This window comes from Flavobacterium sp. TC780 (assembly GCF_056783245.1).
Map to the genome: position 1 here is coordinate 1 of NZ_JBXBAV010000153.1, position 26,245 is coordinate 26,245.

Here is a 26,245-nt window from a genome sequence, read left to right on the forward strand (position 1 = left end):
ATGTATTGCTAAGGTTAATACATGCTCCTGTTGTTAGGGAGGCAGCACCTCTTTAATTCCTGATATTAATTTTGAGAATAAATTAATTGCCTTAAAAATTGATTCTGGAATTCCGGACGGTAAAATTGCAACATCAAGAATCAATTTTATAACTTATCTAAATTTAAATGGAAGTTCTTATTTCTGATTTAACTGGGATTCAGGATTTACGGCATTGACACAATTAAACTTTCAGAATAATCAGGTGACTGCAATCGACATTTCTAAAAACATTGCTTTGACTGAGTTACATGCTGATACTAATAAACTTACTACTCTTGATACTTCGAATAATCTTGCTTTAACAGAACTATACATCACTGGTAACAAACTAACAAGCATTAATATCTCAAAGAATATTAATCTGACATACTTATTTTGCAGTTCAAATCAATTAACAGCTCTCAATGTTTCAAACAATAAAAAACTAAGTAAATTACGCTGTTCTTCAAATCAATTAACAAATCTGGATCTTTCTCAAAACACTGGGTTGCACGAAATAAACTGTGGAGATAATAATCTTTCTACTTTAAACTTAAAAAATGGAAACAATAAAATCATCATAAACAACTACTTAACCCTTGACTTTACACAAAACCCTTTATTAATGTGCATTCAAGTAGATGATGAAAATTATTCAAATACAAATTGGGGAGATAGGAAAGACGTAAAAGCAAGTTTTAATACAGATTGCTCTGCTTACACTTTAATTCCAGATTCTAATTTTGAAGATAAATTAATCGCTCTAGGAATAGACAAAGATGGAAAAACGGAAAAGTAGCAACTGCGAGTATTGTTACCATAAAATCACTAAACGTTTCAAAATTCTGAAAATCAAAAATCTAAAAGGAATTGAAGATTTTGTTTCCCTCACATCTTTAAATTGTTCTAACAATCAATTGAGTGAATTATCTATTGCTAATAATATTTCATTAAACAATTTAAACTGTAGCACAAACACTATCCTTGAGCTAGAGTTGTCAAAAAACACTGAACTTGTTACATTAAGTGCTAGTTTTAATCAATTGGAAAATTTGAATGTTTCAAAAAACACAAAACTAAAAGAAATTGATTGTGCTGGAAATAATTTGTTCTATCTGAATTTAAAAAACGGAAACAATGTAAACATGCAAAGGGTTATTTTTGGTAATTTCACTCAAAATCCAAATCTACTTTGTATTCTAGTTGATGATGCTGCATTCTCAAAATCAAAACTGGATTGCAAAAGATGCAACCGCAAGCTACTCTTCTGAAGCTTGTGCAGAAAACATACAATATACTTTAATTCCTGATCCCAACTTTGAAAAAAAATTAATCGCTTTAGGTATTGATTCTGGAGAGCCTAATGGAAAAGTCCCAACTGAAGCTATTGCCTTTATCAAAATGTTAGACCTTAGCAGTTCCTCAATTACTGATTTAACTGGAATTGAAGCATTTAAAGAATTAGTTGACTTAAATGTAAACAATAACCAATTGATGTCATTAAATCTTTCTTTAAATACAAAGCTACTCGCATTAAGTGCTCAAGAATGTCAGTTAAAAAACATAGACCTTAAAGCAAACACTTTATTATTATTTTTAGCACTTTCTAAAAACGAATTAACAACATTAGATGTTTCTTCAAATACAAAATTGACTGGATTACATACTTCTGCAAATAAATTGAAAAATATAAATCTTAGCACAAATACGTTATTAGAACATTTATCACTTTCTGAAAACGAATTAACAACATTAGATGTTTCTTCAAATACAAAATTGATTGGAATAGTCGCTTCCAAAAATAAATTAAAAAATATAGATTTAAAAGCGCATACTTTATTACAAAATTTAATACTTGATGAAAACGAATTAACAGCATTAGACCTTTCTTCAAATGCAAAATTATATTGGTTAAAAGTTAATAATAATAAATTGACTTCATTAAATATAAAAAATGGCAAAAACACTTTACTGAACAATAACTATGTCTCGTTTACGTCAAACCCAAAATTATACTGTATTCTTGTTGATGATGTAACCTATGCCAACACCAATTGGCCGTATAAGAAAGATGCTATTGCAACTTATAATACCGAATGTACTGGAGAATTGATTTTGCCAGCAAACAATTTTGCTGTAGAAACTAAAGCTGAATCTTGTTTAGGAGAAAACAATGGAGAAATTAATATAGTAGCAAAAACATCATTTGCTTATACTGCAACTATTAACAGCAAATCGTATTCTTTTACTAACAACATTCTAAAAGTGGCTAATTTAACTCCAGGTGTTTACAAAATTAAAATCACAATCCCTGGACAAATTTTTGAACAAAACTTTAATGTTACTATCGCTAAAGGAGCAACCATTTCTGGAAAATCTAATATAACAGCTAGAAAAGTTGATGTTGAAATTACAGCAGGAACTGCGCCATTTACCGTTTTCGTTGACGGGACAGAGCAGTTTCAAACCAATGATAGTACTTTTTCTGTAGATGTTACTAGAAATGCTTTAGTAGAAGTAGCCACTGCAAAAGCTTGTGAAGGCATTTTCGCTAAAAAGGTTTCTGTTTCAGATTTTGAATCCAGTAGTTTATCTTCTTATCCTAACCCAACTTCAGGAAGTTTTGAAATCGAAATCACTTCAAACAAAAAAGAAATCAAAATAGAAATTTACAATTTCGGAGGTCAATTAGTTTCAGCTAAAACATATCCTATCGAAAGTGGAAAAGCACAATTAAATCTTGAAAACCAAGCTTCAGGGATTTATATCGCTAAAATCTATTTAGATACTCCAGAATACATTAAAATTATAAAAAAATAAAAATGAAGAACTCTATATACCTATTAATCATTAGTTTATTATTTACAGCTTGCGGTGGCGGTAGCGATGATTCAGATCCAACTCCCGAAGCTAATGTAGCACCAACAGTACCGGAATTGGTTTCTCCGGCAGACAATAAACTATGTGTAGATAATACTGTTTCTTTTCAATGGAAACCTTCTACAGATAGCAACAAAGACGTTATCACTTATCAAATTCAGGTAGCAAAAGATAATACATTTGCTCAAGTTATAAAAACAAATGAAGCTAACTCTGATAATTCATTGATAAATTTAGATAAAAACACAGCGTATTACTGGAGAGTAAAAGCTACAGATAGTAAAGGTCTATCTAGTGCTTATTCCTCTACTTACAAACTTTATACTACTGGCGAAGCTGTGGTGAATCATTTGCCTTTTTCTCCAGAATTAGTACAACCTGATATTAATACGACATTAAGCACCACAACTGCAACTTTAAAATGGAAAGCTACAGATGTTGATGTCTCAGATGTTCTAACGTATGATGTTTATTTTGGAAAAACAAATCCACCTACAGCAAAAATAAGCGAGAACACAAGTACAACTTCATTTGATGTTACACTAGAACCTGCCGTACGATATTATTGGCAAGTTATTGTAAAAGACAATAAAGGCGGAGAAACTGCTGGTCAAGTTTGGAAATTCAAAACCAACTAAAACATCAATTAGCTAAACTAAAAAATCCCGTTTTCAAAACTATGAAAACGGGATTTTTTTTAAATTTTAATTACAGTTAAAGAATCTCTTCACAAGTAAAAACATCTTTAAGCCTTACTCCTTTTTCTGTATGTTCCACAGTTATGATTTGGTTGTGTGCGTCGTGTTCCAAAAACAAATAATAATTATTATCTGCTGCTACATTAAGAAATTTTGACTTCTCAGGCATTGTCAATAATGGTCTTGTATCATATCCCATAACGTATGGCAACGGAATATGTCCAGCTGTAGCCAATAGATCTGCACAAAAAACAATCGTTTTATCCTGATACTGAATATGTGGAATCATTTGTTTTTCGGTATGGCCATCGACATAATAAATCCCAAAATTCATTTCTTCTGAAAAACCAAAATCAGATTCTGGACGCTTAATAAAATTTAATTGTCCACTTTCTTGCATTGGCAGAATATTTTCAGACAGAAAAGAAGCCTTTTCTCGAGCATTAGGTTTTGTTGCCCATTCCCAATGATTTTCATTACTCCAATATTTAGCATTTTTAAAAGCTGGTTCATAACCCGTTTTGCCAACATTCCATTGCACACTTCCTCCACAATGATCAAAATGCAGATGCGTCATAAAAATATCAGTAATATCATCTCTGTGAAAACCATATTTTGCTAACGATTTATCTATCGAATGATTTCCCCAAAGCGAATAATATCCAAAAAACTTATCCGATTGTTTATTCCCCATTCCTGTATCGATCAAAATAAGTCGGCTACCATCTTCAATAAGCAAGCATCTTGCAGCAATATCTATCAAATTATTTTCATCAGCAGGATTGGTTTTATTCCAAATTGTTTTAGGTACAACGCCAAACATGGCACCACCATCTAATTTAAAATTTCCTGATTCTATTGGGTAAAGTTTCATTATTTAATTATTTAAAAATTCAAATGTTACAAAAATTAAGATTCAATAATCTTTTGTTTGATTAATCCTGCAATTTAATAAATTCCTTTTGCTTTAAAGGAAATCAAATAGACTTTATCTATTTTAACATTTGTTATAATAATGTGAACCGTTGTGGAAAAAGATTTTTATATAGTATCTTTGCAAATAATTTAGACAATAATCTACATAACAATGATAAAGGTTTCTGATTCTGCCAAAAAGAAAATTATCGACTTGATGAAAGACGATGGTTTTGATGCCGCACATGACTACGTAAGAGTAGGGGTGAAAAGTGGTGGGTGCTCCGGTTTATCATATGATTTAAAATTTGACAAAACCAAAGGAGACGACGATAAAATATTCATAGACAACGATATAACTATTGCTGTCGAAAAAAAATCATTTCTGTATTTAGCTGGAACAATATTAGAATTTTCAGGTGGATTAAACGGAAAAGGATTTGTATTTAATAATCCAAACGCAAGTAGAACTTGTGGTTGTGGCGAAAGTTTTTCACTTTAGCCAACGTCGAAAGTCATAAAATCAAACGGAGCTACACTTACTTCGGATCTTAAGACATTCAAACTTATAAGACCATATTGAAACAATGAGCAAATACACTGAAGACGATTTAAAAATCGAACTCGAAACTAAAGAATACGAATACGGATTTTATACCAATATAGAATCAGAAACGTTTCCTATTGGGCTAAACGAAGATATTGTTCGTGCCATTTCTCTAAAAAAAGAAGAACCACAATGGATGACCGATTGGCGCATTGAGGCTTTCCGTGCATGGCAAGAAATGATCGAGCCAGAATGGGCAAATGTACATTATCAAAAACCTGATTTCCAAGCAATCTCATATTACTCTGCTCCTAAACAAGTAGATCCTAATAAAACATTAGACGATGTAGATCCGGAACTTTTAGAAATGTACAAAAAGTTAGGAATCTCTGTCGACGAACAAAAAATGATGAACAATGTCGCTATGGATATTGTAGTCGATTCTGTTTCTGTTGCTACAACTTTCAAAAAAACATTAGGAGAAAAAGGGATTATTTTCTGTCCAATTTCAGAAGCTATAAAAGAGCATCCTGAATTAGTTCGTAAATACCTAGGAACAGTTGTACCACAGAAAGACAATTTTTATGCTGCATTAAATTCAGCTGTTTTCTCAGATGGTTCTTTCTGTTATATTCCAAAAGGCGTACGTTGCCCAATGGAACTTTCAACTTATTTCCGAATCAATCAAGCAGGAACGGGACAATTCGAAAGAACATTGGTTATTGCTGACGAAGGAAGCTATGTATCGTACCTAGAAGGATGTACAGCACCAAGTCGTGACGAAAACCAACTGCATGCTGCTGTAGTAGAGCTAATTGCTCTAGACGATGCAGAAATCAAATATTCAACCGTTCAAAACTGGTATCCAGGAAACAAAGAAGGAAAAGGTGGTGTATTTAATTTCGTAACCAAAAGAGGTTTATGCGAAACGAATGCAAAAATCTCATGGACACAGGTAGAAACAGGTTCAGCCGTAACTTGGAAATACCCATCTTGCGTTTTAAAAGGAGATAATTCGGTAGGTGAATTTTATTCAATTGCCGTTACCAATAATTTCCAACAAGCAGATACTGGAACAAAAATGATTCATTTAGGTAAAAACACTAAATCAACAATCATTTCTAAAGGTATTTCAGCTGGAAAATCACAAAATAGCTACCGCGGATTAGTACAAATAAGTGCTCGAGCAGATAATGCAAGAAACTTTTCGCAATGTGACTCTCTATTAATGGGTAACAATTGTGGCGCACATACTTTTCCATATATCGAGAGCAAAAACCCTTCTGCAAAAATAGAACACGAAGCAACAACAAGTAAAATTGGTGAAGACCAAGTATTTTATTGTAACCAACGTGGAATTCCAACTGAAAAAGCAATTGCATTAATCGTAAATGGTTTTAGCAAAGACGTTTTAAATAAATTGCCAATGGAGTTTGCTGTAGAAGCACAAAAATTATTAGAAATTTCTTTGGAAGGTTCTGTGGGTTAAAAAAGTTTCAGGTTTAAAGTTTACAAAACACACTTTAAACTTCAAAATAAAAACTTTTACAAAAACCTAAATTGAAAATAAATAGTTTAAACAAGAAAAATTTTAAAGTAACCGTTCCTTAATAAAACTAAAGAACTTGAACTTTAAACTTTAAACAAAAATAACATGTTAAGTATAAAAAACCTTCACGCCTCAATTGGCGACAAAGAAATTCTTAAAGGAATAAACATAGAAGTTAAAGCTGGCGAAGTACATGCTATCATGGGACCAAATGGTTCTGGAAAAAGTACACTTTCTGCAGTAATTGCTGGAAACGAAAACTACGAAGTAACACAAGGAGAAGTTTTCCTTGATGGAGAAGATTTAGCCGATTTAGCACCAGAAGAAAGAGCACCAAAGGTGTATTTCTTTCATTCCAATATCCTGTCGAAATCCTTGGAGTTAGTGTAACTAACTTTATGAGAACTGCAATTAACGAAACACGCAAAGCAAACGGTCAAGAAGAAATGCCAGCTAATGAAATGCTGAAAGTAATTCGTGAGAAATCAGAATTATTAGAAATTGATCGTAAATTCTTATCACGTTCACTTAATGAAGGATTCTCTGGTGGAGAGAAAAAACGTAACGAAATTTTCCAAATGGCAATGTTGGAGCCAAAATTAGCAATTCTTGACGAAACAGACTCAGGTTTGGATATCGATGCATTAAGAATTGTTGCTAATGGGGTTAACAAGCTAAAAAGTGATAAAAATGCAATTATCGTTATCACGCACTACCAACGTTTACTAGACTATATCGTTCCTGATTTCGTTCACGTACTTTACAACGGAAAAATTGTAAAATCTGGCGGAAAAGAATTAGCATACGAATTCGAAGAAAAAGGATACGACTGGATTAAAGCGGAAAACTAGATTTTTGTTCCATGTTTCATGTTTTTTTAGTTTCAAGTTAAACTTATCTTTTGTAAGTTTAAACCTAAAACAAAAAACCATGGCAACAATAAATAGTTTGAAGATTTAGAAATTTGGAAAGAAGCGAGACGATTAGCAAAAGAAATTAATCTCATTGTAAATGAAACTGAATTAAAATCAGATTTCAGATTTAAAAATCAAATAAACGCATCATCTGGTTCAGTGATGGACAACATAGCAGAAGGTTTTGAAAGAGATGGAAATTTAGAATTTTGACAATTTTTATCCATTGCGAAAGGTCAAGCTGGAGAAACAAGATGTCCAACTTTATCGAGTTTTTGATTTTGAATATATATCAGAACAAAAGTTTGAAATTTTAAAAACAGATTATGAAAACTTAAGCGGTAAAATAAAAAACTTTATCACTTATCTTAATAAGAAGGATTTTAAAGGAAATAAGTTTCAATAGATAAAAATTTGAAACTTTAAACCTGAAACCCCGAAGGAAACAAAATAAAAATGGATTTAAAAGAAAAATTAGTATCGTCTTTTATGGCTTTTGAGGAACGTGTAGATGTCAATTCAGACCTTCATGAAATCAGAACACAAGCGATAAAAAACTTCGAAAATAAAGGTTTTCCAACCAAAAAAGAGAAAACGTGGAAATATACATCGTTAAATGCCATCTTAAAAAATGACTTTTCCGTATTTCCAAAACAAGAAAATGCAATTGAATTTAATCATGTAAAAAAATATTTTATACATGAAATAGACACCTATAAAGTAGTATTTATAGATGGTGTTTTCAGTTCGCATTTATCTTCTACAACACACGATGGAATTGATGTTTCTTAATGTCTTCGGCATTAACCAAACCTAAATATAAAATGATTATCAATAAGTGCTTTTAATCAAATCGCGAATACAGAAGACAGTTTAACTTCTTTAAACACTGCATTTGCAATTGAAGGGGCTTATATCAATATTCCTAAAAAGAAAGTAGCTGCTAAACCTATTGAAATCATGTATTTCTCAACAGGAAATGAAGCAGCACTTATGGTTCAGCCAAGAAACTTGGTAATTGTAGGTGAAAATTCTGATGTGCAAATCATCGAGCGCCACCAAAGTTTAAATGAAAACCCTGTTTTAACCAATGCTGTTACAGAAATTTTTGCTGAAAAAACACTTACAATGTTGATTACTACAAAATTCAAAATGACAATAGCGAGGCCAATTTAATTGACAATACTTACGTTTCACAACAACAAGAAAGTCATGCATCGGTTCATACGTTTTCATTTGGAGGGAATTTAACCCAAAAAACAATCTGAATTTCTATCACTTCGGTGAAAGATTGACAAGTACGTTAAACGGGATAACAATTATAGGCGAGAAACAACACGTAGATCACTATACATTAGTTAAACACTCAACTCCAAATTGCGAAAGTTTCCAAGATTACAAAGGAATTTTTACAGACCGCTCAATAGGAGTTTTTAATGGAAAAGTATTAGTTGAAAAAGTAGCGCAAAAAACAAATGCATTTCAAAAAAGCAACAATATCTTATTAAGCGATAAGGCAACTATAAATGCAAAACCACAATTAGAAATTTTTGCTGATGATGTAAAATGCTCTCACGGTTGCACAATCGGACAACTAGATGAAACAGCAATGTTTTACATGCAGTCACGCGGAATTCCTCAAAAAGAAGCAAAAGCATTATTAATGTATGCATTCTCAAATGCCGTTATTGAAAGCATCAAAATACCAGAATTAAAAAAACGAATCACTACAATTATTGCTAGTAAACTAGGAGTAAAAATGGGATTTGATTTATAGAAAATTTAACCGCAAGGCTTTAAAGATTTAACCCAAAGGTTTTACAAAGGGCGCTAAGTTTAGTAATTAAACTCTGCGCCCTTTGCGATTTCTTTTACTTTTTAAAGAAAAAGGATTTTCACTTCTATCAGGGCTAAAACATTTGATATATCTCAATCCTTAAAATTGATTTTTCCATAATCCAATTACAAATACTAAAAAACCGAAGAAAGACAAACCCAATCCCAATATCAAACAAATTGAATTAAAAGGCACTCCGATAATATATTGACCAAGCAAAACCAATTAAAACAAAACCAATAATCATAAATAAAGGGGCAATAAAATTCTATATTTTCTCATTTCTAATTATTTCCTAACACTTGCTGTTATCTCCTTCAAAAACACATTAAAATCAAATTCAAGATCATCTGTCAAGCCCATTCTTACTATGACTAAATCCAAAGATGGAATAATAAATACTTTCTGACCTTGGAAGCCACTACAGTAAAACATATCACGAGGTGCATCTTTATATTTTCCACCTGCATTTAACCAAAATTGAGCACCATAATCCCCTTTAGAAGTATTGGTTGGAGTAGATACATATTTCACCCAACTTTCATCCAGAATCTGCTCTCCATTCCAGTTCCCTTTATGCAAATACAGCAACCCAAATTTAGACCAGTCTCTGGTAGTTGCCCAAGCATAAGAAGAGCCAACATAATTCCCTACCATATCAGTTTCAATAACAGTAGAGTTCATTCCTATTTTATCTATTAAAGCGGAATACCAAAAATCTAGATATTCCTGATGTGTCTTAAATTGTTTTCTCAAAATAGCTGACAACAAATTACTTGTGCCAGAAGAGTAATTCCAATGCGTATCTGGTTTAAACAAAGCTGGCTTTTCTAGTTGTACTTTTGCCATATCTTCTGACTCAAAAAGCATGATAGTTGCATCACATATTGTGTTGTAATTTTCCACCCATTCTAAACCCGAATTCATATGAAGTAAATCATTAGTAGTTATAATTTTGCGTTCATCATTTTGCCATTCAGCAATTGGAGCAGGTTTGTAAATATCAAATTTCTTTTGTCTTTGAAGCACTCCAAACATCGTTCCTGTAATACTTTTGGTCATAGACCACCCGAGTAACTTGCTGTTTTTAGTAAAACCTGTCTCATATTTTTCACCTATCAGTTTGTCTTTATACAATACTAAAACCGACCTTGTTCTTTTATTTTTTTCTCCTGCAACATCAAATGCATTCGCAATCGCTTTTTCTAATTTAGCATAATCAACAGTAGAAAACACAGTATCTTTAGGCTCTTTGTCCCCGTAAGGAAAAGGCAAATTATTAGCCAATTTTATTCTTTTGGGAACCAAGTACGGTTTAGATATGTCGAAGTTATCATTAATTAAAGTAGCACCTATTCCCTCTCGATAAATTGCTTTTCGTTCTTTTAACCCATAAACACTAGAGGTTGCAAACTTTCCTTCTTCATTAATTTTATTTGTTGCTAAGCCTAGCAAAGGAATATCATTCTTATCTCCTTTTTCAATCGATTCCTGCGAGCGATTATCTATGAAATGACATGAAGCAATACTTTTAGAAGTAAAGCCGAAATCAAATCAAGTTTAGGATAAGTAGTAAATCTGAAATAAATAATTATGATAACAAGAAGAAGAACAAGTAATTTTAAGATTTTTTTCATAATAATACAGGTTAATTTACAATGCAATATAACCATAATTTCTTCACAAATTAACTTTGAATCCTCTCAAAATCAAATACAAACCTTCAAAAAATGCCAAATATGTAAAACAATATTGTTTTTAATAGGATTATCTAAAACCATAAAAGGAAATTTAGCAATTACTGGATAAAACAATTTAGTTTTAGTACTTTTGTAATTAGAATTTTTCTAAATAAGATATGCTAGATATTCATAAAATAAGAGCTGAGTTTCCGATACTTTCACAAAAAGTAAACGGGAAACCTTTGATATATTTTGACAATGGAGCCACATCACAAAAACCACAGGTTGTAATTAAATTTGATTTCAAAATATTATCGAGAAATAAATGCAAACATACACCGCGGAGTACATACTTTGAGCCAATTAGCAACCGATGCTTACGAAATCTCAAGAGTAAAGATCCAACATCATATTAATGCTAAACATTTACATGAAGTACTATTTACTTCTGGAACAACCCATGGGATTAATTTAGTAGCAAACGGTTTTGCTTCAATACTAAAACCTGGAGACGAAGTACTGGTTTCTGCTTTGGAACATCACAGTAATATTGTGCCTTGGCAGATGTTATGCGAAAAAACTGGCGCCACTCTTAAAGTGATTCCTATGAATCAGGATGGAGAACTTATCATAAGCGAATACGAATCATTGCTATCAGAAAAAACGAAGATAGTTACAGTAAATCATATTTCGAATGCATTTGGGGACTATCAATCCTATAAAATATATGATTGAGAAAGCTCATGCTGTAGGTGCTGCCGTTTTAATAGATGGAGCACAAGCTGTACCGCACTTAAAGCCAGATGTTTTGGATTTAGATTGTGATTTTTATGCTTTTTCTGGACATAAAATGTGCGGACCAACTGGAACTGGAATTTTGTATGGAAAAGAAAGCTGGCTAAACAAACTTCCTCCTTACCAAGGTGGCGGCGAGATGATAAAAGAAGTTACTTTCGAGAAAACTACTTATGCTGATTTGCCACACAAGTTTGAAGCAGGAACACCAAATATTGCTGGTGGAATTGTTTTAGGAACTGCAGTAGATTATATGAACAGTGTAGGTTTTGAGAACATTCAACAACAGGAAAAAGAGTTACTGGCTCATGCTACTAAACAATTACTTGAAATTGAAGGTTTAAAAATTTATGGTACAGGTAAAGAAAAGGCTTCAGTAATATCGTTTAATATCGACGGAATTCATCCGTATGATATTGGCTCAATAATTGATAAATTAGGAATTGCAGTTCGTACTGGACATCACTGTACGCAACCAATTATGAATTACTTTGAAATCCCTGGTACCGTTAGAGCTTCCTTCTCTTTTTATAATACAAAAGAGGAAATTGATTTAATGGTAGAAGCAGTTAAAAAAGCTAAAATAATGCTATCTTAATCGAACTAAACCTATGAAAGTACTATCTTTTTTAATTCTGACAATTTTTATTGGAAACAGCTGTGTAAGCCAAAAGAATATAGATATGAGTGCTGTAGAGATAACATATTCAGCAATGTCACGTGGATATTTTCAAAAGATAGTCGTTAAAAATAAAATGGTATCTATTACTAAAAGCAGAGGAGAGGAACCTGTGACAAACAAAATAGACGGGGCGCAATGGGCAAGAATTATTTCTGAATTTAAAAAGATAAATTTAGAAACCATTCCACAACTAAAAGCACCCACCGAAAAACGTTTTCATGATGGAGCTGCTATTGCTAATTTAAGAATAACACAAAATGGAAAAAAATATGAAACTAAAGGTTTTGATAACGGTTTTCCACCAACAGAAATAGAAAAATTAGTAACTTTATTAGTTGCTTTTACTCAAGAATAGAACATGACAATAAAAGAAATACAAAACGAAATAGTCGAAGAATTCTCGATGTTCGACGATTGGATGCAACGTTACGAGTATATTATCGAATTAGGAAAAAATCTACCATTAATAAAAGAAGAATACAAAACCGAAGACAACCTTATTAAAGGCTGTCAATCGAAAGTTTGGCTTCAAGGCGAACAGAATGATGATACAATTGTTTTTACAGCCGACAGTGATGCTATTTTAACCAAAGGTATCATTGCAATCTTAATTAGAGCTTTCTCTAATCAAAAGCCAGAAGACATCTTAAAAGCTGACGTAAATTTTATTGATGAAATTGGTTTGAAAGAGCATTTATCTGCAACCCGTGCCAACGGATTGGTTTCGATGATAAAAAACATCAAGATGTATGCCTTGGCATTCGACTCAAAAAATAAAAATTAAATTAATAAAACATAATGTTTTTAATTTAAACCATTAAGATATTAAGCTTCATTAAGAAGCAAGATTAATCATCTTACTATAAATAATTAAAACATTGAGACATTAAATTTCTTAAAGAAGCAAAACTTAATTTTCTTATTATCTTAATGGTAAAAAAATAAGCTTGCTGTTTAAAATGAACCTACATCATTTATATGGTGAAAAAACAAAAACAAGAAAATGGAACAAGAAATAGACACTAACGAATTAGGAGAATCAATCGTAAAAATCTTAAAAACAATTTACGACCCTGAGATTCCTGTAGATATATACGAATTAGGATTAATTTATGACGTAATGGTAAATACTGATTACGAAGTAAAAATATTAATGACATTGACATCTCCAAACTGCCCAGTAGCCGAAAGCTTACCTAGAGAGGTTGAAGAAAAAGTAAAATCTATCGAAAACGTAAAAGATGCAGAAGTAGAAATAACTTTTGACCCGCCTTGGAGCAAAGAATTAATGAGTGAAGAAGCTAAATTAGAATTAGGAATGCTTTAATATTTGTTTCAAGTTTAAAGTTTCAGGTTACTTAACTTGAAACTTTAAACTTGAAAACAACTTTTCATATGGAAGAAATAATCAATAAAGTTGCCAATAGTGCCTTAGAAGTTTTTGACCTTGAGGATTATTATCCAAAAGGGCTTCGTGCTCAGATTGACATTTCAGAATGGCTCCTTGAGGGGTTTCTTTTGAAAGAAAAAGACTTTCGTGAGCATCTTAAAAATCATAATTGGTCACAATACCAAGACGCTTATGTCGCTATTAATTGTAGTACTGATGCTATCGTTCCTGCTTGGGCTTCTATTCTTGTAGCTGTTCAATTAGCTCCATTTGCTAAAAAAATTGTCGATGGCACACTCGAAGATTTAGATTCTAGCCTTTACGAAGAAATTCTACGTAATATCGATTATTCAGTATATAAAAGTAAACCTGTAATCATAAAAGGATGTTCTAAAAAGCCAGTTCCTACACGTGCCTATATTTTGGCTGCCCACTATTTACAGCCTTTCGCAAGAAGTATTATGTATGGAGAAGCATGCTCTGCTGTGCCTTTATACAAAGAGAGCAAGAAATAATTTACAATTAAAATTACGTATTTTTTAACAATTTCATGGTTTTTAGTATATTTGTTTAAATCAACACTAAACAAGGAACCTATGAAAAATCCTCTTCAACTCCTTTTTATCTTCCTAGCAAGCTTTTCGCTTGTACAGGCACAGAACACCGAAAAAGAATTAATAAAAAACACCGAAAAGGCAGTTAAATTCATATCCGACACTACAGGAAACGGATGGAAAAGCACAGGAAATGTTTCGTTTCTTTTTAACCAATCAAATTTCAACAATTGGATTGCTGGTGGTGAAAATAATATCTCAGGAAACTTAGGTATTAATTACAACATCAATTACAAGAAAGATGACATTAGCTGGGACAACAAAATTCTTGCTTCATATGGTATCTTGCAAACTGAAAACTCTGACTTTGAGAAAAAAACAGATGACAGATTAGAAATTAATTCTATTTACGGAAAAAGAGCATTCGGTGATTGGTACTACTCCTTTTTTGTAAATTTCAGAACACAATTCACAAAAGGATATGTGTATGGCCAAGATGCAAATGGTGCAGAAATACGAACTGAAAATACAAATTTCTTGTCTCCAGGTTATCTTACGTTTGGACCAGGTATTTTCTGGAAGAAGGATGACAATTTAAAACTAAATTTCGCCCCTGTGACCTCTAAAATGACTTTTGTAGACAAACTGTACACATCTGACATTGGATACGTAGACGAGTCTTATTTTGGCGTTAAAGCAAATAAAACGATGCGTTATGAATTAGGTTTCTACGCTTCGGCATATTACAAACTTAATATAATGACTAACGTTTCTGCCGAGAACATTTTAAATTTATATTCAAATTATCTCGAAGATCCACAAAATGTTGACATTGATTATTCATTGAATATTGTAATGAAAATAAACAAATTCCTATCAACAAACTTATCATTTCAGGCAATTTATGACGACAATGCTTTTCAAGGATTTCAAACAAGAGAAGTTTTTGGCTTAGGGGTAAATTACTTATTCTAAGAGACATAAAAAAAGCGCTTGCAAATGCAAGCGCTTTTTTTATTCTTCATCTTCTTTTTCAATCGCATCCTTATAATCAGGATACAAAAATTTATTATACGGAAATCTAGTAATATGAATTTGTCTAACTGACTCATATACACGTTCTCTAAATTCCTCAAAATTTTCTTTATTAGTTGCCGAAATGAACAAAGCATTTTGCTCGCCTAGACGATGCATCCAAGTAGTTTTCCATTCTTCGATGGTATAATGTCTTGGTGTTTTTTCAGTAATTAAATCATCCTCATCGATAGTAAGATGCTTGTAAGCATCTATCTTATTAAAAACCATGATAACTGGTTTATCATTAGCCTTAATATCTAATAAAGTTTGATTAACAGATTCGATATGATCTTCAAATTCCGGATGAGAAATATCTACAATATGTAATAACAAATCGGCTTCACGAACCTCATCAAGTGTACTTTTGAATGAATCTACCAATTGAGTTGGCAGTTTACGAATAAAACCAACTGTATCTGAAAGCAAGAACGGTAAGTTTTTAATAACCACTTTTCGAACGGTTGTATCCAACGTAGCAAACAATTTGTTCTCTACAAAAACATCACTTTTACCAACAGCGTTCATCAAAGTTGACTTACCAACATTGGTATATCCCACCAAAGCTACACGAACCATTGCGCCACGATTACTACGCTGCACACCCATTTGCTTATCAATAGTTTTTATTTTTTCTTTCAATAATGCAATTCGGTCACGAACGATACGTCTGTCTGTCTCGATTTCAGTTTCTCCAGGTCCACGCATTCCGATACCTCCTTTTTGACGCTCAAGGTGCGTCCACATTCCTGAAAGTCTAGGCAATAAATATTGACATTGCGCCAATTCAACTTGAGTTCTTGCATAAGATGTTTCAGCCCTTTGAGCGAAGATATCTAGAATTAAATGCGTTCTATCAAGGATTTTGCAATCTATAATTTTGGAGATATTTTTCTGTTGTGAAGGAGATAATTCATCATCAAAAACCAAAGTTGAAACACCATGTTCTTTTACAAAAAGATTGATTTCATCTATTTTACCAGTTCCAACAAAAGTTTTAGGGTTTGGACGTTCCATTTTTTGCGTAAAGCGTTTTATAACTTCTCCGCCTGCAGTAAAAGTTAAAAACTCTAACTCGTCCAAATATTCATTTAATTTTTCTTCACTTTGATTTTGAGTTACAATCCCAACAATGGCTGTTTTCTCAAAATTTAGCACTTCTTTTTCTAACATAACTTTAAATAAGTTACAAATTTAGTGATTTGCAAGGTACTAAAGCTAATTGATCTCTTTTTTTAAATACAAAAACAAAGACATCAATTGTTATTTAGCAATAATCCTATTCGTAAATATAAGTTTTATCAATTTTCACAATCCCATTTTGCTCTAAAAAAGAGGATGATATTGGATAATTCAATACATTATACTTATATTTTCCTGATACTCCAGTATAATTTGTTGAAGATGGTGTAAAAGTCAATTCGTTATTAGATGAAATAGATTCAAAGCTAAATTCATCTTCATGAAAAGAGATCAATGGTACAATTACTTTATAGTTTGGCCCAAATAAATTTTGAACAATTAATAAATCAACTGATTTTTTGTCATCAAAAATAAAATTATTAATCATTTTTTCACCAAGCACTCCTTTATGACGTATAACATTATCATTAGAATATACATATTCGATTTTATTGAAAATTTGTTGATTTCTATCTCTAGAAGAACGTCTTATAATAAGTCCTTTTTCAACAACATATTCAATATCTTCTATTACAGTATGCACATTGCTCTTTTTGGTTATTACTTTAATTCTTGCACCTTCATAGCTCATCGTTACTGTTTTGGTTACAGTCTCGCCATTCTCATCGTATTTTTTCATGAACTTAGTAATCCTATCGTCTTTATCGTAGCTATACTTTACAACTTCTTTCCAGTTACTTCCTATTCTCTCTTTTACTGTCATATCCAAAAGTCCTTTTGGATTATAGAAAAAACTATGAACAACATCGGATGTTTTTATAGTTAGAAGTTTACCGTCTTGAAACAAAACAGTTTTATTTTCAATTTCACCACTTTTTAAATCGCGGTAATTAGTCTTAACGACATTTATTTGTTTCAACTTAATTTGCTGATCTTGACTGTGGATCAAGCATGAAAAAGCCATCATAAAAATGGCAATGAAGTAGTTTTTCATCATGGTATTTATATCGATTTGGGATGACCAAAATACAAAAAACATGGAAAGAATACTGTTATCATAGTCAAAAAACTAAATCTAATTATATATTTTCAAAACAAGTTATCTAATACTAACTGAACACTAGATATTTATGCTTATTTTATAAATATCCAACTCCACATAGAGTCTTTACTTTATCCCCTACAATTACAACATCATCTATCATAAAAGCGCCATTGAGTACTTTATCTTTTCCTGATCCGACATACTTAAATCCTATATGAATATTTCCTGAATAGGAAGACAAATCAATTCGGTCTGAACTTATAAATTGACGAACAGGAGTAGACAATGAAGGAAGAACCGCTTCTAACTTAGTCCAGTTTGCCTTAGCTACATTAGAACCATCAAAGTTAGTTGACACATAAACTTCCAAAGAATTCAATGAGGAATCAACTTTTAAATCATGCTGTGCGCTTCTGAAAGACAACACCGAATTTTTGATAATCTTCCATATTTATCTTGGGAGAAACTAGCCATGCAACAATTTCGGCAGCTGTTGTGCTTGTTGTATTAAACTCAGCGTAACCATTACCAGCATAAACAACACTTTTCCATAATTTAGTTCCTTTCTCTACAATATTACTCCAGCCTGGGGAGGCTAAAATTTACATTATTTTGTACCATTTAAATCTTCTGAAAAAAACGGAACAGAACGTTTTCCCTCCATCAATATATCCTTATCAGATCTTACCATAATTTGATAATCTGAACCATATTTCGTCAAAGTTCCTCGAACTGTCCCACTTCCTTTTGGCACTAATTTACTTGCAAAATTTGCGTATTTACTCGTTCTAAAAATAACTTGATTTCCTGCCTTATCTCGCAAATTCCAATTGGTAGCACCACCAACATTATTGGTTTCTTCATAATAATGACGCCCCATAGCAGCATCAGAAAATTGAACATTAGACAATTCTACTAGAGTATTAATATTACATCATTCAATAACTCTGGTACTGTAACCGAACGCACCAGCTTATTTTCATCAATTACAACGCAAGAAGCATTAAGTATATTCTTATAATCATTTTGGTCAATTCTTCCAACTGAAGCATTTCCGTAAGCATTAAAAACAATACTTCGATTCGCAAACTTCCATAGTTAATATCGGTAAATTGATTTTTTAATTTGATAAATACCTTTCTTCCAACTTATAATCTATATATGAATTTGTTGCATCAACACCTATACTAAATCCTCGTGTAACAACATTTTTAATTGGCAGTGTTTGAATAGATATTGTTTTAAAAAAATTACCCGATTCATCACTTGAAACTACATATCCCTCGATAATATCATCATACAAATATTTTGCTGCAACAGGATTGGTATAATTGTAAAACTCAGCAAATGATCTATTTGCGATTAAATCCGGTTGATTACACATAAGTTCTGGAATAGCAGTTTCGTCTCCAGCACAATTTAAAAGGCAAGAGCTATTATTGAGAAAACCAAAGAGTTAAATCTGTTTTTCATATTAAATACTTTTAAAAATTCATAAGTTAATTGCGAGTACTTAAAATAAGTTCTTCCGTATCCATAAAAATATTTCGGACCAAATGATGGCTTTCCGCTCTATTCTTGTTGGTCTAATCGACGGAAATTCGCATTCCTCGCCTGTTCAAAACCTCCAGTTTTATAAATCGTATTCAAGCATTATTGATACTTACAAAAAAGGATACATATTTTCGACGAATACGCCATGATTTCCCTCCTGTAATGTTTAATAACGAAATTGGATCGAACTTTTCTTGTTTCAATAACACCTTGGCTCTTTCCTGTGAAGCTTCTGGAAAAGGGAAACCACTCTTAGGATTAATATAAAACTGTGCTGTTCTAGAAATTGGAGCTACATCTATATAAGAATTTGTGAGGTAATTTATATTAGTCCCAAGCCACCAATACTTAGGATTTCGAGATTCAATTCCGTAAGGAATAAGCTTGTTGAGTATCCCTTGCTGTTTATAATTCTTCAATGCTGCAGTTCCAAAATTAAAAACGGGATTACTATTTATTAAAGATGCTTTCGCATCAGTTGCAATTGTAACATTAGGATTGCTAGTAAAGATATACCGCCCATATGCAGCAGCCAAAGTAGTTTTAAATGCTGGTAAAATTTGATATTCAAAACTAAGTTCTGCTCCAATATTCTTTTTATTTAAATGCGTCAACGCCTGACTTACAAAAGCATTTGTATTATCATAACCTGCACCATCATCGAAGATCCCTTCGGATAAAAAAGAGAATGTTTGTGTCGCATTTTTTATCAAGGAATAATAACCAGTGAGTCGTGTTTTTAACTTAGGCGCATGGTAAATATAATTCCCCTCAACACTACTTATATTCATGCTTTCTATCCCATTAACAATATTATTATTAAGCCGTGCGTTAGGAAATGTATTTCTAATTGTAGGGGCTTGAGTTAAATAGGCGCCATTAAAAAACAACCATTGTTTTCCTGATATTTTATAAGTCAAGCCTCCTTTGAAAGCAAAAGTTTCGAAATTTACTTTCTTACTTTTCCCGAAACAATTAGTAGCATAAATTCCATTTTGATACAAGCCTTCTCTTTGATAAGTTGAACTAAAAAAACTTTAGCAAGATAAAAATCGATTTTATGATAAGTGAATGTAAATTGCGTAAAAAAATCAATTGTATTAGCCAGATAATTATAATTGTATCCATAATAATTGCCAACTCCCAACTCTCCTATTAGGATTCTTCAAGTCCGATTGTGACTGATCACCTTTATAAAACAAATCAACATCTTCAAAATATAAACCTCCCAATAAATCTGTAAGAAACGTGAAAATTATGTGATTTTAAATTTCTAAATGCCATTCCTCCATTAAAAAAGATATTTTCTGTTAATTGTGAATTTACATTTGAATTAAAAGATATTGTTGTATGATCCGTTCTGTCTTCATACAAAACATAGTTACTTTGCGCTGGCAAATAACTTAGCACATTTCCATTTGAATCTGTCGATAGCATTTGATTTGCTAGATATAATTCTTTCCAATTTATTTGTGAATTTGCAGCAAAGCGTTCTTCATTTTTTTTAGCATTTTCGTAGTCTGGAGTAAAATTACCATGTGGTACTCTCCTTGATCTTTTTGCATTTACTAAACTGTAGTAACTTGGGAACTTACGGTAATGTGTTGGATCTGGACTATTTGCATTTTGATAATCTATATTACTGTTACTCACTTTTCCAAACTGATATGTTAGGCTTGAATTTAGAGTTGTTTTATCATCAATTTTAAAAAAATGATTCAACATTAAAACAGGTTCTTCCACTCTTTTAATTCTGGCATTTCTTTTCTTTCCGTCTTGCCAACCCCAATAAGAATTATATCGTTCATTTGTAAGCTGAGTCATTCATTTGTATTTGGTGATTTTTCCCTTCTTGAATTTGGAGTATAAAATCCCGTAAAATTAAGAGAATGTCGAACGTTTAATTTCTTTTCGATGCTCATAAAAAAAGAATCTGCATTATAATTTGTTCCCTCAAAAAAACCTTCATTTGCCCAACGCTTTCCTGCAGAAACCACAAAAGCCCATCCTGACGGCATCAAACCTGTAGCATAAGTAGCCATCGCCCGTAAACTATAATTAGTAATTAACTACCCCAAAATGTGATTCGAGAGCTGGGCCTATAAATGGAAGCTCGCGTATTAATTTCTTGTGTTCCCAGAATCCCTCCAAAAGTATAATCTGAGGTAGCTGTTCCAACTGAGAATCTCCTGATTTCTTGTAGCATCATTTAAACCTCCCCAATTGCTCCATTGTGGTTGCCCATCATACATTTTATTCATTATAACCCCATTGATTGTCATCTTAGCATGTTCGCTGTCTAATCCTCGCATCCTAAAACGTGCCTGACCCCAATTAAAAGCTGATGCTTGTATAAAAGTATCTCGAGAGGATTGTAAAAGTCCCGAAGTGTTTTCTAGCTAGTATTGTCATCTGTTAAATCACTTTCTGATAAAGCAATTAAAAAAGCTTCAGATCCGATTTGGTTATCTTCTTCTAAAACCAAAATACCCAAACATCCTACCATTTCTTCAGAAAAAACTTTTACCTAAAAATAATAAATTTTATAACCTTGACTATGCAACAATAACAATTGATTTCCTTCTGATTGTAAGGCTAGTGAAATGTACCATCACTCTTCGTCAATTGCATAATTGTAGAGTTTTGAATACTAACCACAACATATTGAAGTGATTTTTGCGTTTTCGATCGACAACTTTCCCTATAAAACCAGATTTTTTTTGTGCAAATACAATTCCTGACTCAAAGATGAATAAAATTAGAACGATACACTTTTTCATAAACATAATAAGTATTGTTTTTAACTACCTAACATTCTTTAATTAATGAAATCAAAACATTAAAACTTGATTGGCAATAATTTGAAATGATAAATCTTCAACTGATAACAACAATCAAGAAATGTTTTGGAAAAGTGGTAATCTAACATTTACAAAAAATAGGAATTATACTATATTCTGTAAATGCCAAATATAATCAAGAAAAACAGTATATAATATTTTTCTTGAAAAATTTAAATTAAAAATAAAAATATATCAGAATTACGTTTTAAAAAGTATGTTTCTCTATTCTATAGCTTTTATTCTAGAAACCATAAAAGCGATTAAGAAACCGAAAACACCAATAAACGCAAAAGAAAATCGAAGACCAAAAACTTTGGCAATGTAACCAATAACAGGTGGTCCCATCTAAGAACCCAGAAAAACTCACACTCGAAACTATCGTTAAAGCTTCTCCAGCTGGAACGGTAGGATTTTTTCCTGCAACGCTATACAAAGTTGGCACAACTGTAGAAACACCAAGTCCAACAAACATAAAGGCAATCGTACATGGAATTATATATGGAAATAACACTGAGGTAAAAAGTCCGACTGATATAACTAATCCGCTTATTTGTAGTACTTTCTTTCTTCCAAATTTAAGAATCAATCCGTCACCAAGAAAACGACCACTTGCCATCATTATCATAAATGAGGTATATCCTAAAATCACCAACGCTCCAGGAGCTTTAACAACATCTTTAAAGTAAACACCACTCCAATCAAACATTACTCCCTCGCTCGCCATGCAACAAAATCCAATTACTCCCAACCAAATAAGTGAACTGTCAGGTTTTGTAAAGAGTTTCTTCTTCTCTTCTACTTTATTTTTTTCTTTCGCTTTAATCAAAAACTTATAATTAAAAGCGATCATAACCAATACGATTCCTGCTACAATTACAAAATGATAATACGGCGTAAACTTTAAAGCAAGCATTCCTAATCCGACTAAAGCTCCTGAAAAACCAGCAAAACTCCACATACCGTGAAAAGAAGACATTATTGTTTTCTTAAAAAGCACCTCTGTATATACTCCCTGAGTGTTTACAGCAATATTGGCTAAGTTCCCGAATATTCCAAATACAAACAATGCAAGTGATAATTGCCATGTCGCAGTAGCTAAACCTAGATTGGTTAAACTAAAAGCATAAAATAATAATGAAAGAATAAGAATTCTATGACTTCCGAATTTAGTCACTAACTTACCTGAAAAAGGCATAACAACCAATTGACCTAATGGTAATGCAAACAAAATAGATCCTAATTGTCCTTCGCTTAGACTTAAAGCGGTTTTAATATCTGGAATTCGGCTTGCCCAAGTAGCAAAACACAAACCCATTGCAAAATAAAACATCCCTACCGCAAAGCGAATTCGATTTAAATACGATGCTTTTACATTTTTATACGTTTTTTTGAATTTTGCTTTGGTCTTAAATCTGCCAAGGAAGTTTAAATCTATCAAAATGAATCATTTAGGGTTTGATTGGGCAAAATTACGAAAATCATTCATTCGATTAATTTAACTCCAGCTGTAAGAATGATTTATAACGTTATTGTTTATAAATTAACTGAAACGCGAATTTTTTAAAACAGCCCCAATCGCCAAGCTTCAGACAATCTTGTTAAGTTAAAGAAATGTCTGCAATCCTTTCCTATATAAATCTCTCGCCAAGTCGCAAAAGCGCAAAGAAAACATGCATAACTTGGCGACTTGGCGAGAAAAATTATTAGTTCAAAAAGCTTAACTTGAATGACATTGAGCTTAGAAACGGGAGAAAAATAAGTTTAATTCACGTTCCATTCGCAAAGAGTTAAATAACTACAAATTAATCACTCTGTTTTGGGCATTACTAGCAATAGCAGCTTCGATAATTGTCATGGTTTTTACACCATCTTCTGCCGTTACAGGCTCTATTGTATTATTGATAATCGATTTGTAAACTCCATCAAAAAAATCATAATAATTACCCTGAAAAGTTGGAATTTTTTCTTGACGATTTTACCCTCAATTTCAGTATGCAAAAGTCCTTTTAACTCTTCTGATTCAGTTCCCCAACATGCTAAATTTGGTATTTTACTTAGTTTTAAATCATCTTCCTGAACATCTCCACGAGGTTTTAAGAATGACCCTTTTTTTCCATGTACAACATAAGCCGGATTAGCTTCTCTTACAAAAAAACTTGCTTTTAATCGAACTCTAAAATCATCATAGTATAATAGTAAATCGATATAATCATCTACCAACGAACTTTCGCGTGTTATTCTGATATCACCAAAAACTGATTTTGGGAATCCAAACAAATGCAAAGCCTGATCTATTAAATGTGGTCCTAAATCTTTTAAAATTCCTGCTCCCGAATTAGCAGTTTCTTTATGTGCTTTAATACTCAAAAGAGGATTATAACAATCAAAGTGAATTCGGCTTCGACTAAATCTCCTAAAACACCATCTTTAACAACTTTTTGAACCGTTTTAAAATCACTATCCCATCTCCTGTTCTGAAAAATAGCCAATTTTAATCCTTTTGCTTTAGCTAAATCAGCCAATTCCTGAGCCTGAGCTACAGTAGTTGTAAATGCTTTTTCGACTATAGCGTGTTTACCTGCTTCTAATACCTTTTTGGCATATTCGTAATGTGTTTCAACAGGCGTATTTACAATAACCAAATCGATGTCTTCAGCAAGAACATCTTCGATAGTTGGATAGCTTTTAACTGTTGGGTAATCTTCCTGTATAAGTTTTTTGCTTCTTTCCCAAGAACCCACAAGTTCAAATCCTGAATGAATAGCGATAAATGGTGCGTGAAAAACTTTTCCCGACATTCCGTATGATAATAGTGCTGTTTTTATTTTTTGCATTTTATATGGTGTTTATTTTTTTACCACTGCTTATAAGGATTTAACAAATGTTATCACATATCAGTAAACATTATTAAACGAAGAGATTTGTAAAAAATAGTGATAAAAAATCCTTTTAATCTGTGAAATCTGTGGCTAACAAATTTATATTCTTTTAGCTCTTTCATATTGTTTTGGCCATTGTATATCTGAATTTAATTCGGATGCAAAATGCAATGCCAAATTTGGATCTCGAAGTGATTCTCGTGCAAACAATATTAAATCTGCCTGACCTGAACTTAAGATAGCTTCCGCTTGTCTGGCTTCAGTAATTAAACCAACAGCTCCTGTTAAAACGCCAGTTTCTTTTTTGATCCTTTCAGCAAAAGGCACTTGGTAATTTGGTCCAATTATAATTTTTTGATGAGAAACCAATCCTCCTGAAGAAACATCAATAACATCAACTCCTTTAGATTTTAAAATTGCCGAAAGCTGTACTGACTCTTCAATATTCCAACCTCCTTCTGCCCAATCGGTTGCCGAAATACGAACAAACAAAGGTAAATCAGCAGGCCATTCTGATTGTACTGCATCTACAATTTCGAGGATAAGACGAATTCTGTTTCAAAACTTCCACCATATTCATCGGTTCTAAAATTAGATAATGGTGACATAAATTGATGCAACAAATACCCGTGCGCACCATGAATTTCAGAACCTGATATTCAGCCGCAACCGCTCTCTTAGTAGTTGCTTTAAAATCAGCGATTACTTTTTCGATTCCCGCTTTGTCCAAAGCTATTGGTGCCGCTTCATTATCATGATAACCAATGGCACTTGGTGCAACGGTTTGCCATCCGCCTTGAGCGATATCTAATTTATTATTCCCCTCCCAAGGTGCCGAAACACTTGCTTTACGTCCTGCATGAGCAATCTGGATTCCAGGAACTGCATTTTGAGAAACAATAAACTTATTAATTGTTTGTAATTTTTCTATTTGTTCGTCTTTCCACAATCCTAAATCTGCGGTTGAGATTCTTGCTTCGGGTGAAACGGCAGTTGCTTCCTGAATTATCAATCCAGAACCGCCACTTGCACGAGCACCCAAATGCACCAAATGCCAATCGTTGGCAAAACCATCAACAGCAGAGTATTGACACATTGGTGAAATAACGATTCTATTTTTTAAAGTAATTTTTTTTATAGTGAGTGAAGAAAACAATACTGATGCCATACAATGTAACTTTTAGTGGTTCTACACTACTAATACTTTAAATAGTGTTCAAAAAGTAAAGTTACTGCATCTTAG

22 protein-coding genes and 8 pseudogenes are annotated in these 26,245 nt (G+C 32.4%); 16 read left to right on the forward strand and 14 right to left on the reverse strand.

Going from position 1 to position 26,245, the window contains the following annotated elements; genetic code table 11:
* Nucleotides 1-214: 214 nt before the first annotated feature.
* From AC1RYN_RS16745 to AC1RYN_RS16755, 3 genes are all read left to right on the forward strand, one after another.
* Nucleotides 215-820, forward strand: coding sequence for a leucine-rich repeat domain-containing protein (locus tag AC1RYN_RS16745; RefSeq protein ID WP_481807850.1), 606 nt, complete (start codon nt 215-217; stop codon nt 818-820).
* A gap of 407 nt (nt 821-1,227) precedes the next feature.
* Nucleotides 1,228-2,841 carry a T9SS type A sorting domain-containing protein gene (locus AC1RYN_RS16750; protein ID WP_481807851.1) on the forward strand — a complete coding sequence of 538 codons (1,614 nt, stop codon included), beginning with the start codon at nt 1,228-1,230 and terminating at the stop codon, nt 2,839-2,841.
* Between the two features lie 2 nt (nt 2,842-2,843).
* Nucleotides 2,844-3,539 carry a glycoside hydrolase family 78 protein gene (locus AC1RYN_RS16755; RefSeq protein WP_481807852.1) on the forward strand — a complete coding sequence of 232 codons (696 nt, stop codon included), beginning with the start codon at nt 2,844-2,846 and terminating at the stop codon, nt 3,537-3,539.
* Nucleotides 3,540-3,615: 76 nt separating this feature from the next.
* On the opposite strand, the gene AC1RYN_RS16760 is transcribed toward AC1RYN_RS16755, so the two are convergent.
* Nucleotides 3,616-4,473: an MBL fold metallo-hydrolase gene (locus AC1RYN_RS16760; protein ID WP_481807853.1), complete on the reverse strand. Its 858-nt coding sequence runs from the start codon at nt 4,471-4,473 to the stop codon at nt 3,616-3,618.
* A 213-nt stretch (nt 4,474-4,686) separates the two neighbouring features.
* Between AC1RYN_RS16760 and AC1RYN_RS16765 the strand changes: the two genes are divergently transcribed.
* From AC1RYN_RS16765 to AC1RYN_RS16795, 7 genes and pseudogenes are all read left to right on the forward strand, one after another.
* Nucleotides 4,687-5,016 (forward strand): HesB/IscA family protein, encoded by a 330-nt coding sequence (locus AC1RYN_RS16765; RefSeq protein ID WP_129540185.1) that lies wholly within the window; start codon nt 4,687-4,689, stop codon nt 5,014-5,016.
* Between the two features lie 85 nt (nt 5,017-5,101).
* Nucleotides 5,102-6,550: a Fe-S cluster assembly protein SufB gene (gene sufB, locus AC1RYN_RS16770; RefSeq protein WP_129540186.1), complete on the forward strand. Its 1,449-nt coding sequence runs from the start codon at nt 5,102-5,104 to the stop codon at nt 6,548-6,550.
* A 165-nt stretch (nt 6,551-6,715) separates the two neighbouring features.
* A pseudogene (sufC, locus tag AC1RYN_RS16775) lies at nt 6,716-7,461 on the forward strand (Fe-S cluster assembly ATPase SufC).
* 79 nt (nt 7,462-7,540) lie between these two features.
* Nucleotides 7,541-7,930: pseudogene (locus tag AC1RYN_RS16780) on the forward strand (four helix bundle protein).
* A gap of 83 nt (nt 7,931-8,013) precedes the next feature.
* Nucleotides 8,014-8,424, forward strand: a pseudogene (locus AC1RYN_RS16785) (Fe-S cluster assembly protein SufD); the annotation flags it as partial.
* A 60-nt stretch (nt 8,425-8,484) separates the two neighbouring features.
* Nucleotides 8,485-8,700, forward strand: a complete 216-nt coding sequence (locus AC1RYN_RS16790; RefSeq protein ID WP_481807881.1) for a SufD family Fe-S cluster assembly protein — start codon at nt 8,485-8,487, stop codon at nt 8,698-8,700.
* Nucleotides 8,701-8,815: 115 nt separating this feature from the next.
* Nucleotides 8,816-9,301, forward strand: coding sequence for a SufB/SufD family protein (locus AC1RYN_RS16795; protein WP_481807854.1), 486 nt, complete (start codon nt 8,816-8,818; stop codon nt 9,299-9,301).
* 348 nt (nt 9,302-9,649) lie between these two features.
* Here AC1RYN_RS16795 and AC1RYN_RS16800 read toward each other — a convergent pair.
* Nucleotides 9,650-10,998: pseudogene (locus AC1RYN_RS16800) on the reverse strand (serine hydrolase domain-containing protein).
* A 221-nt stretch (nt 10,999-11,219) separates the two neighbouring features.
* Here AC1RYN_RS16800 and AC1RYN_RS16805 point away from each other — a divergent pair.
* The 6 genes and pseudogenes from AC1RYN_RS16805 to AC1RYN_RS16830 all read left to right on the forward strand — a co-directional run bounded on the left by AC1RYN_RS16805 (nt 11,220) and on the right by AC1RYN_RS16830 (nt 15,439).
* A pseudogene (locus AC1RYN_RS16805) lies at nt 11,220-12,436 on the forward strand (aminotransferase class V-fold PLP-dependent enzyme).
* A gap of 13 nt (nt 12,437-12,449) precedes the next feature.
* A complete protein-coding gene (locus tag AC1RYN_RS16810) occupies nt 12,450-12,875 on the forward strand; it encodes a hypothetical protein (protein ID WP_481807855.1) in 426 nt (141 codons plus the stop codon).
* Nucleotides 12,876-12,878: 3 nt separating this feature from the next.
* Nucleotides 12,879-13,304 (forward strand): SufE family protein, encoded by a 426-nt coding sequence (locus tag AC1RYN_RS16815; protein ID WP_481807856.1) that lies wholly within the window; start codon nt 12,879-12,881, stop codon nt 13,302-13,304.
* Between the two features lie 219 nt (nt 13,305-13,523).
* Nucleotides 13,524-13,847, forward strand: coding sequence for an SUF system Fe-S cluster assembly protein (locus AC1RYN_RS16820; RefSeq protein WP_129540193.1), 324 nt, complete (start codon nt 13,524-13,526; stop codon nt 13,845-13,847).
* A 68-nt stretch (nt 13,848-13,915) separates the two neighbouring features.
* Nucleotides 13,916-14,425: a DUF2480 family protein gene (locus tag AC1RYN_RS16825; RefSeq protein WP_481807857.1), complete on the forward strand. Its 510-nt coding sequence runs from the start codon at nt 13,916-13,918 to the stop codon at nt 14,423-14,425.
* Between the two features lie 81 nt (nt 14,426-14,506).
* On the forward strand, nt 14,507-15,439 hold the full coding sequence (locus AC1RYN_RS16830) for a DUF3078 domain-containing protein (RefSeq protein ID WP_481807858.1): 933 nt from the start codon (nt 14,507-14,509) through the stop codon (nt 15,437-15,439).
* A gap of 39 nt (nt 15,440-15,478) precedes the next feature.
* On the opposite strand, the gene hflX is transcribed toward AC1RYN_RS16830, so the two are convergent.
* The 12 genes and pseudogenes from hflX to AC1RYN_RS16890 form a co-directional block, all read right to left on the reverse strand.
* The gene (hflX, locus tag AC1RYN_RS16835; protein ID WP_481807859.1) at nt 15,479-16,711 is read right to left on the reverse strand and encodes a GTPase HflX; all 1,233 of its coding nucleotides are present in this window, start codon (nt 16,709-16,711) and stop codon (nt 15,479-15,481) included.
* A 106-nt stretch (nt 16,712-16,817) separates the two neighbouring features.
* On the reverse strand, nt 16,818-17,678 hold the full coding sequence (locus tag AC1RYN_RS16840; RefSeq protein WP_481807860.1) for a hypothetical protein: 861 nt from the start codon (nt 17,676-17,678) through the stop codon (nt 16,818-16,820).
* Nucleotides 17,679-17,820: 142 nt separating this feature from the next.
* Nucleotides 17,821-18,150 carry a choice-of-anchor J domain-containing protein gene (locus tag AC1RYN_RS16845; RefSeq protein WP_481807861.1) on the reverse strand — a complete coding sequence of 110 codons (330 nt, stop codon included), beginning with the start codon at nt 18,148-18,150 and terminating at the stop codon, nt 17,821-17,823.
* Nucleotides 18,151-18,333: 183 nt separating this feature from the next.
* Nucleotides 18,334-18,636 carry a DUF5689 domain-containing protein gene (locus tag AC1RYN_RS16850; RefSeq protein ID WP_481807862.1) on the reverse strand — a complete coding sequence of 101 codons (303 nt, stop codon included), beginning with the start codon at nt 18,634-18,636 and terminating at the stop codon, nt 18,334-18,336.
* Nucleotides 18,637-18,846: 210 nt separating this feature from the next.
* Nucleotides 18,847-19,110, reverse strand: a complete 264-nt coding sequence (locus AC1RYN_RS16855; protein ID WP_481807863.1) for a DUF5689 domain-containing protein — start codon at nt 19,108-19,110, stop codon at nt 18,847-18,849.
* A 262-nt stretch (nt 19,111-19,372) separates the two neighbouring features.
* The gene (locus AC1RYN_RS16860; RefSeq protein ID WP_481807864.1) at nt 19,373-20,284 is read right to left on the reverse strand and encodes a hypothetical protein; all 912 of its coding nucleotides are present in this window, start codon (nt 20,282-20,284) and stop codon (nt 19,373-19,375) included.
* Between the two features lie 208 nt (nt 20,285-20,492).
* Complete coding sequence (locus tag AC1RYN_RS16865) at nt 20,493-21,104, reverse strand: hypothetical protein (RefSeq protein ID WP_481807865.1); 612 nt, start codon at nt 21,102-21,104, stop codon at nt 20,493-20,495.
* Nucleotides 21,101-21,322 carry a hypothetical protein gene (locus AC1RYN_RS16870; RefSeq protein WP_481807866.1) on the reverse strand — a complete coding sequence of 74 codons (222 nt, stop codon included), beginning with the start codon at nt 21,320-21,322 and terminating at the stop codon, nt 21,101-21,103. The genes AC1RYN_RS16865 and AC1RYN_RS16870 overlap by 4 nt, the downstream gene beginning before the upstream one ends.
* Nucleotides 21,323-21,400: 78 nt before the next feature.
* On the reverse strand, nt 21,401-21,592 hold the full coding sequence (locus tag AC1RYN_RS16875) for a hypothetical protein (RefSeq protein ID WP_481807867.1): 192 nt from the start codon (nt 21,590-21,592) through the stop codon (nt 21,401-21,403).
* A 753-nt stretch (nt 21,593-22,345) separates the two neighbouring features.
* Nucleotides 22,346-23,453 (reverse strand): annotated as a pseudogene (locus tag AC1RYN_RS16880) (MFS transporter).
* Nucleotides 23,454-23,918: 465 nt separating this feature from the next.
* A pseudogene (locus tag AC1RYN_RS16885) lies at nt 23,919-24,957 on the reverse strand (Gfo/Idh/MocA family protein).
* Nucleotides 24,958-25,101: 144 nt separating this feature from the next.
* Nucleotides 25,102-26,170 (reverse strand): annotated as a pseudogene (locus AC1RYN_RS16890) (NADH:flavin oxidoreductase/NADH oxidase).
* Nucleotides 26,171-26,245 lie beyond the last annotated feature (75 nt).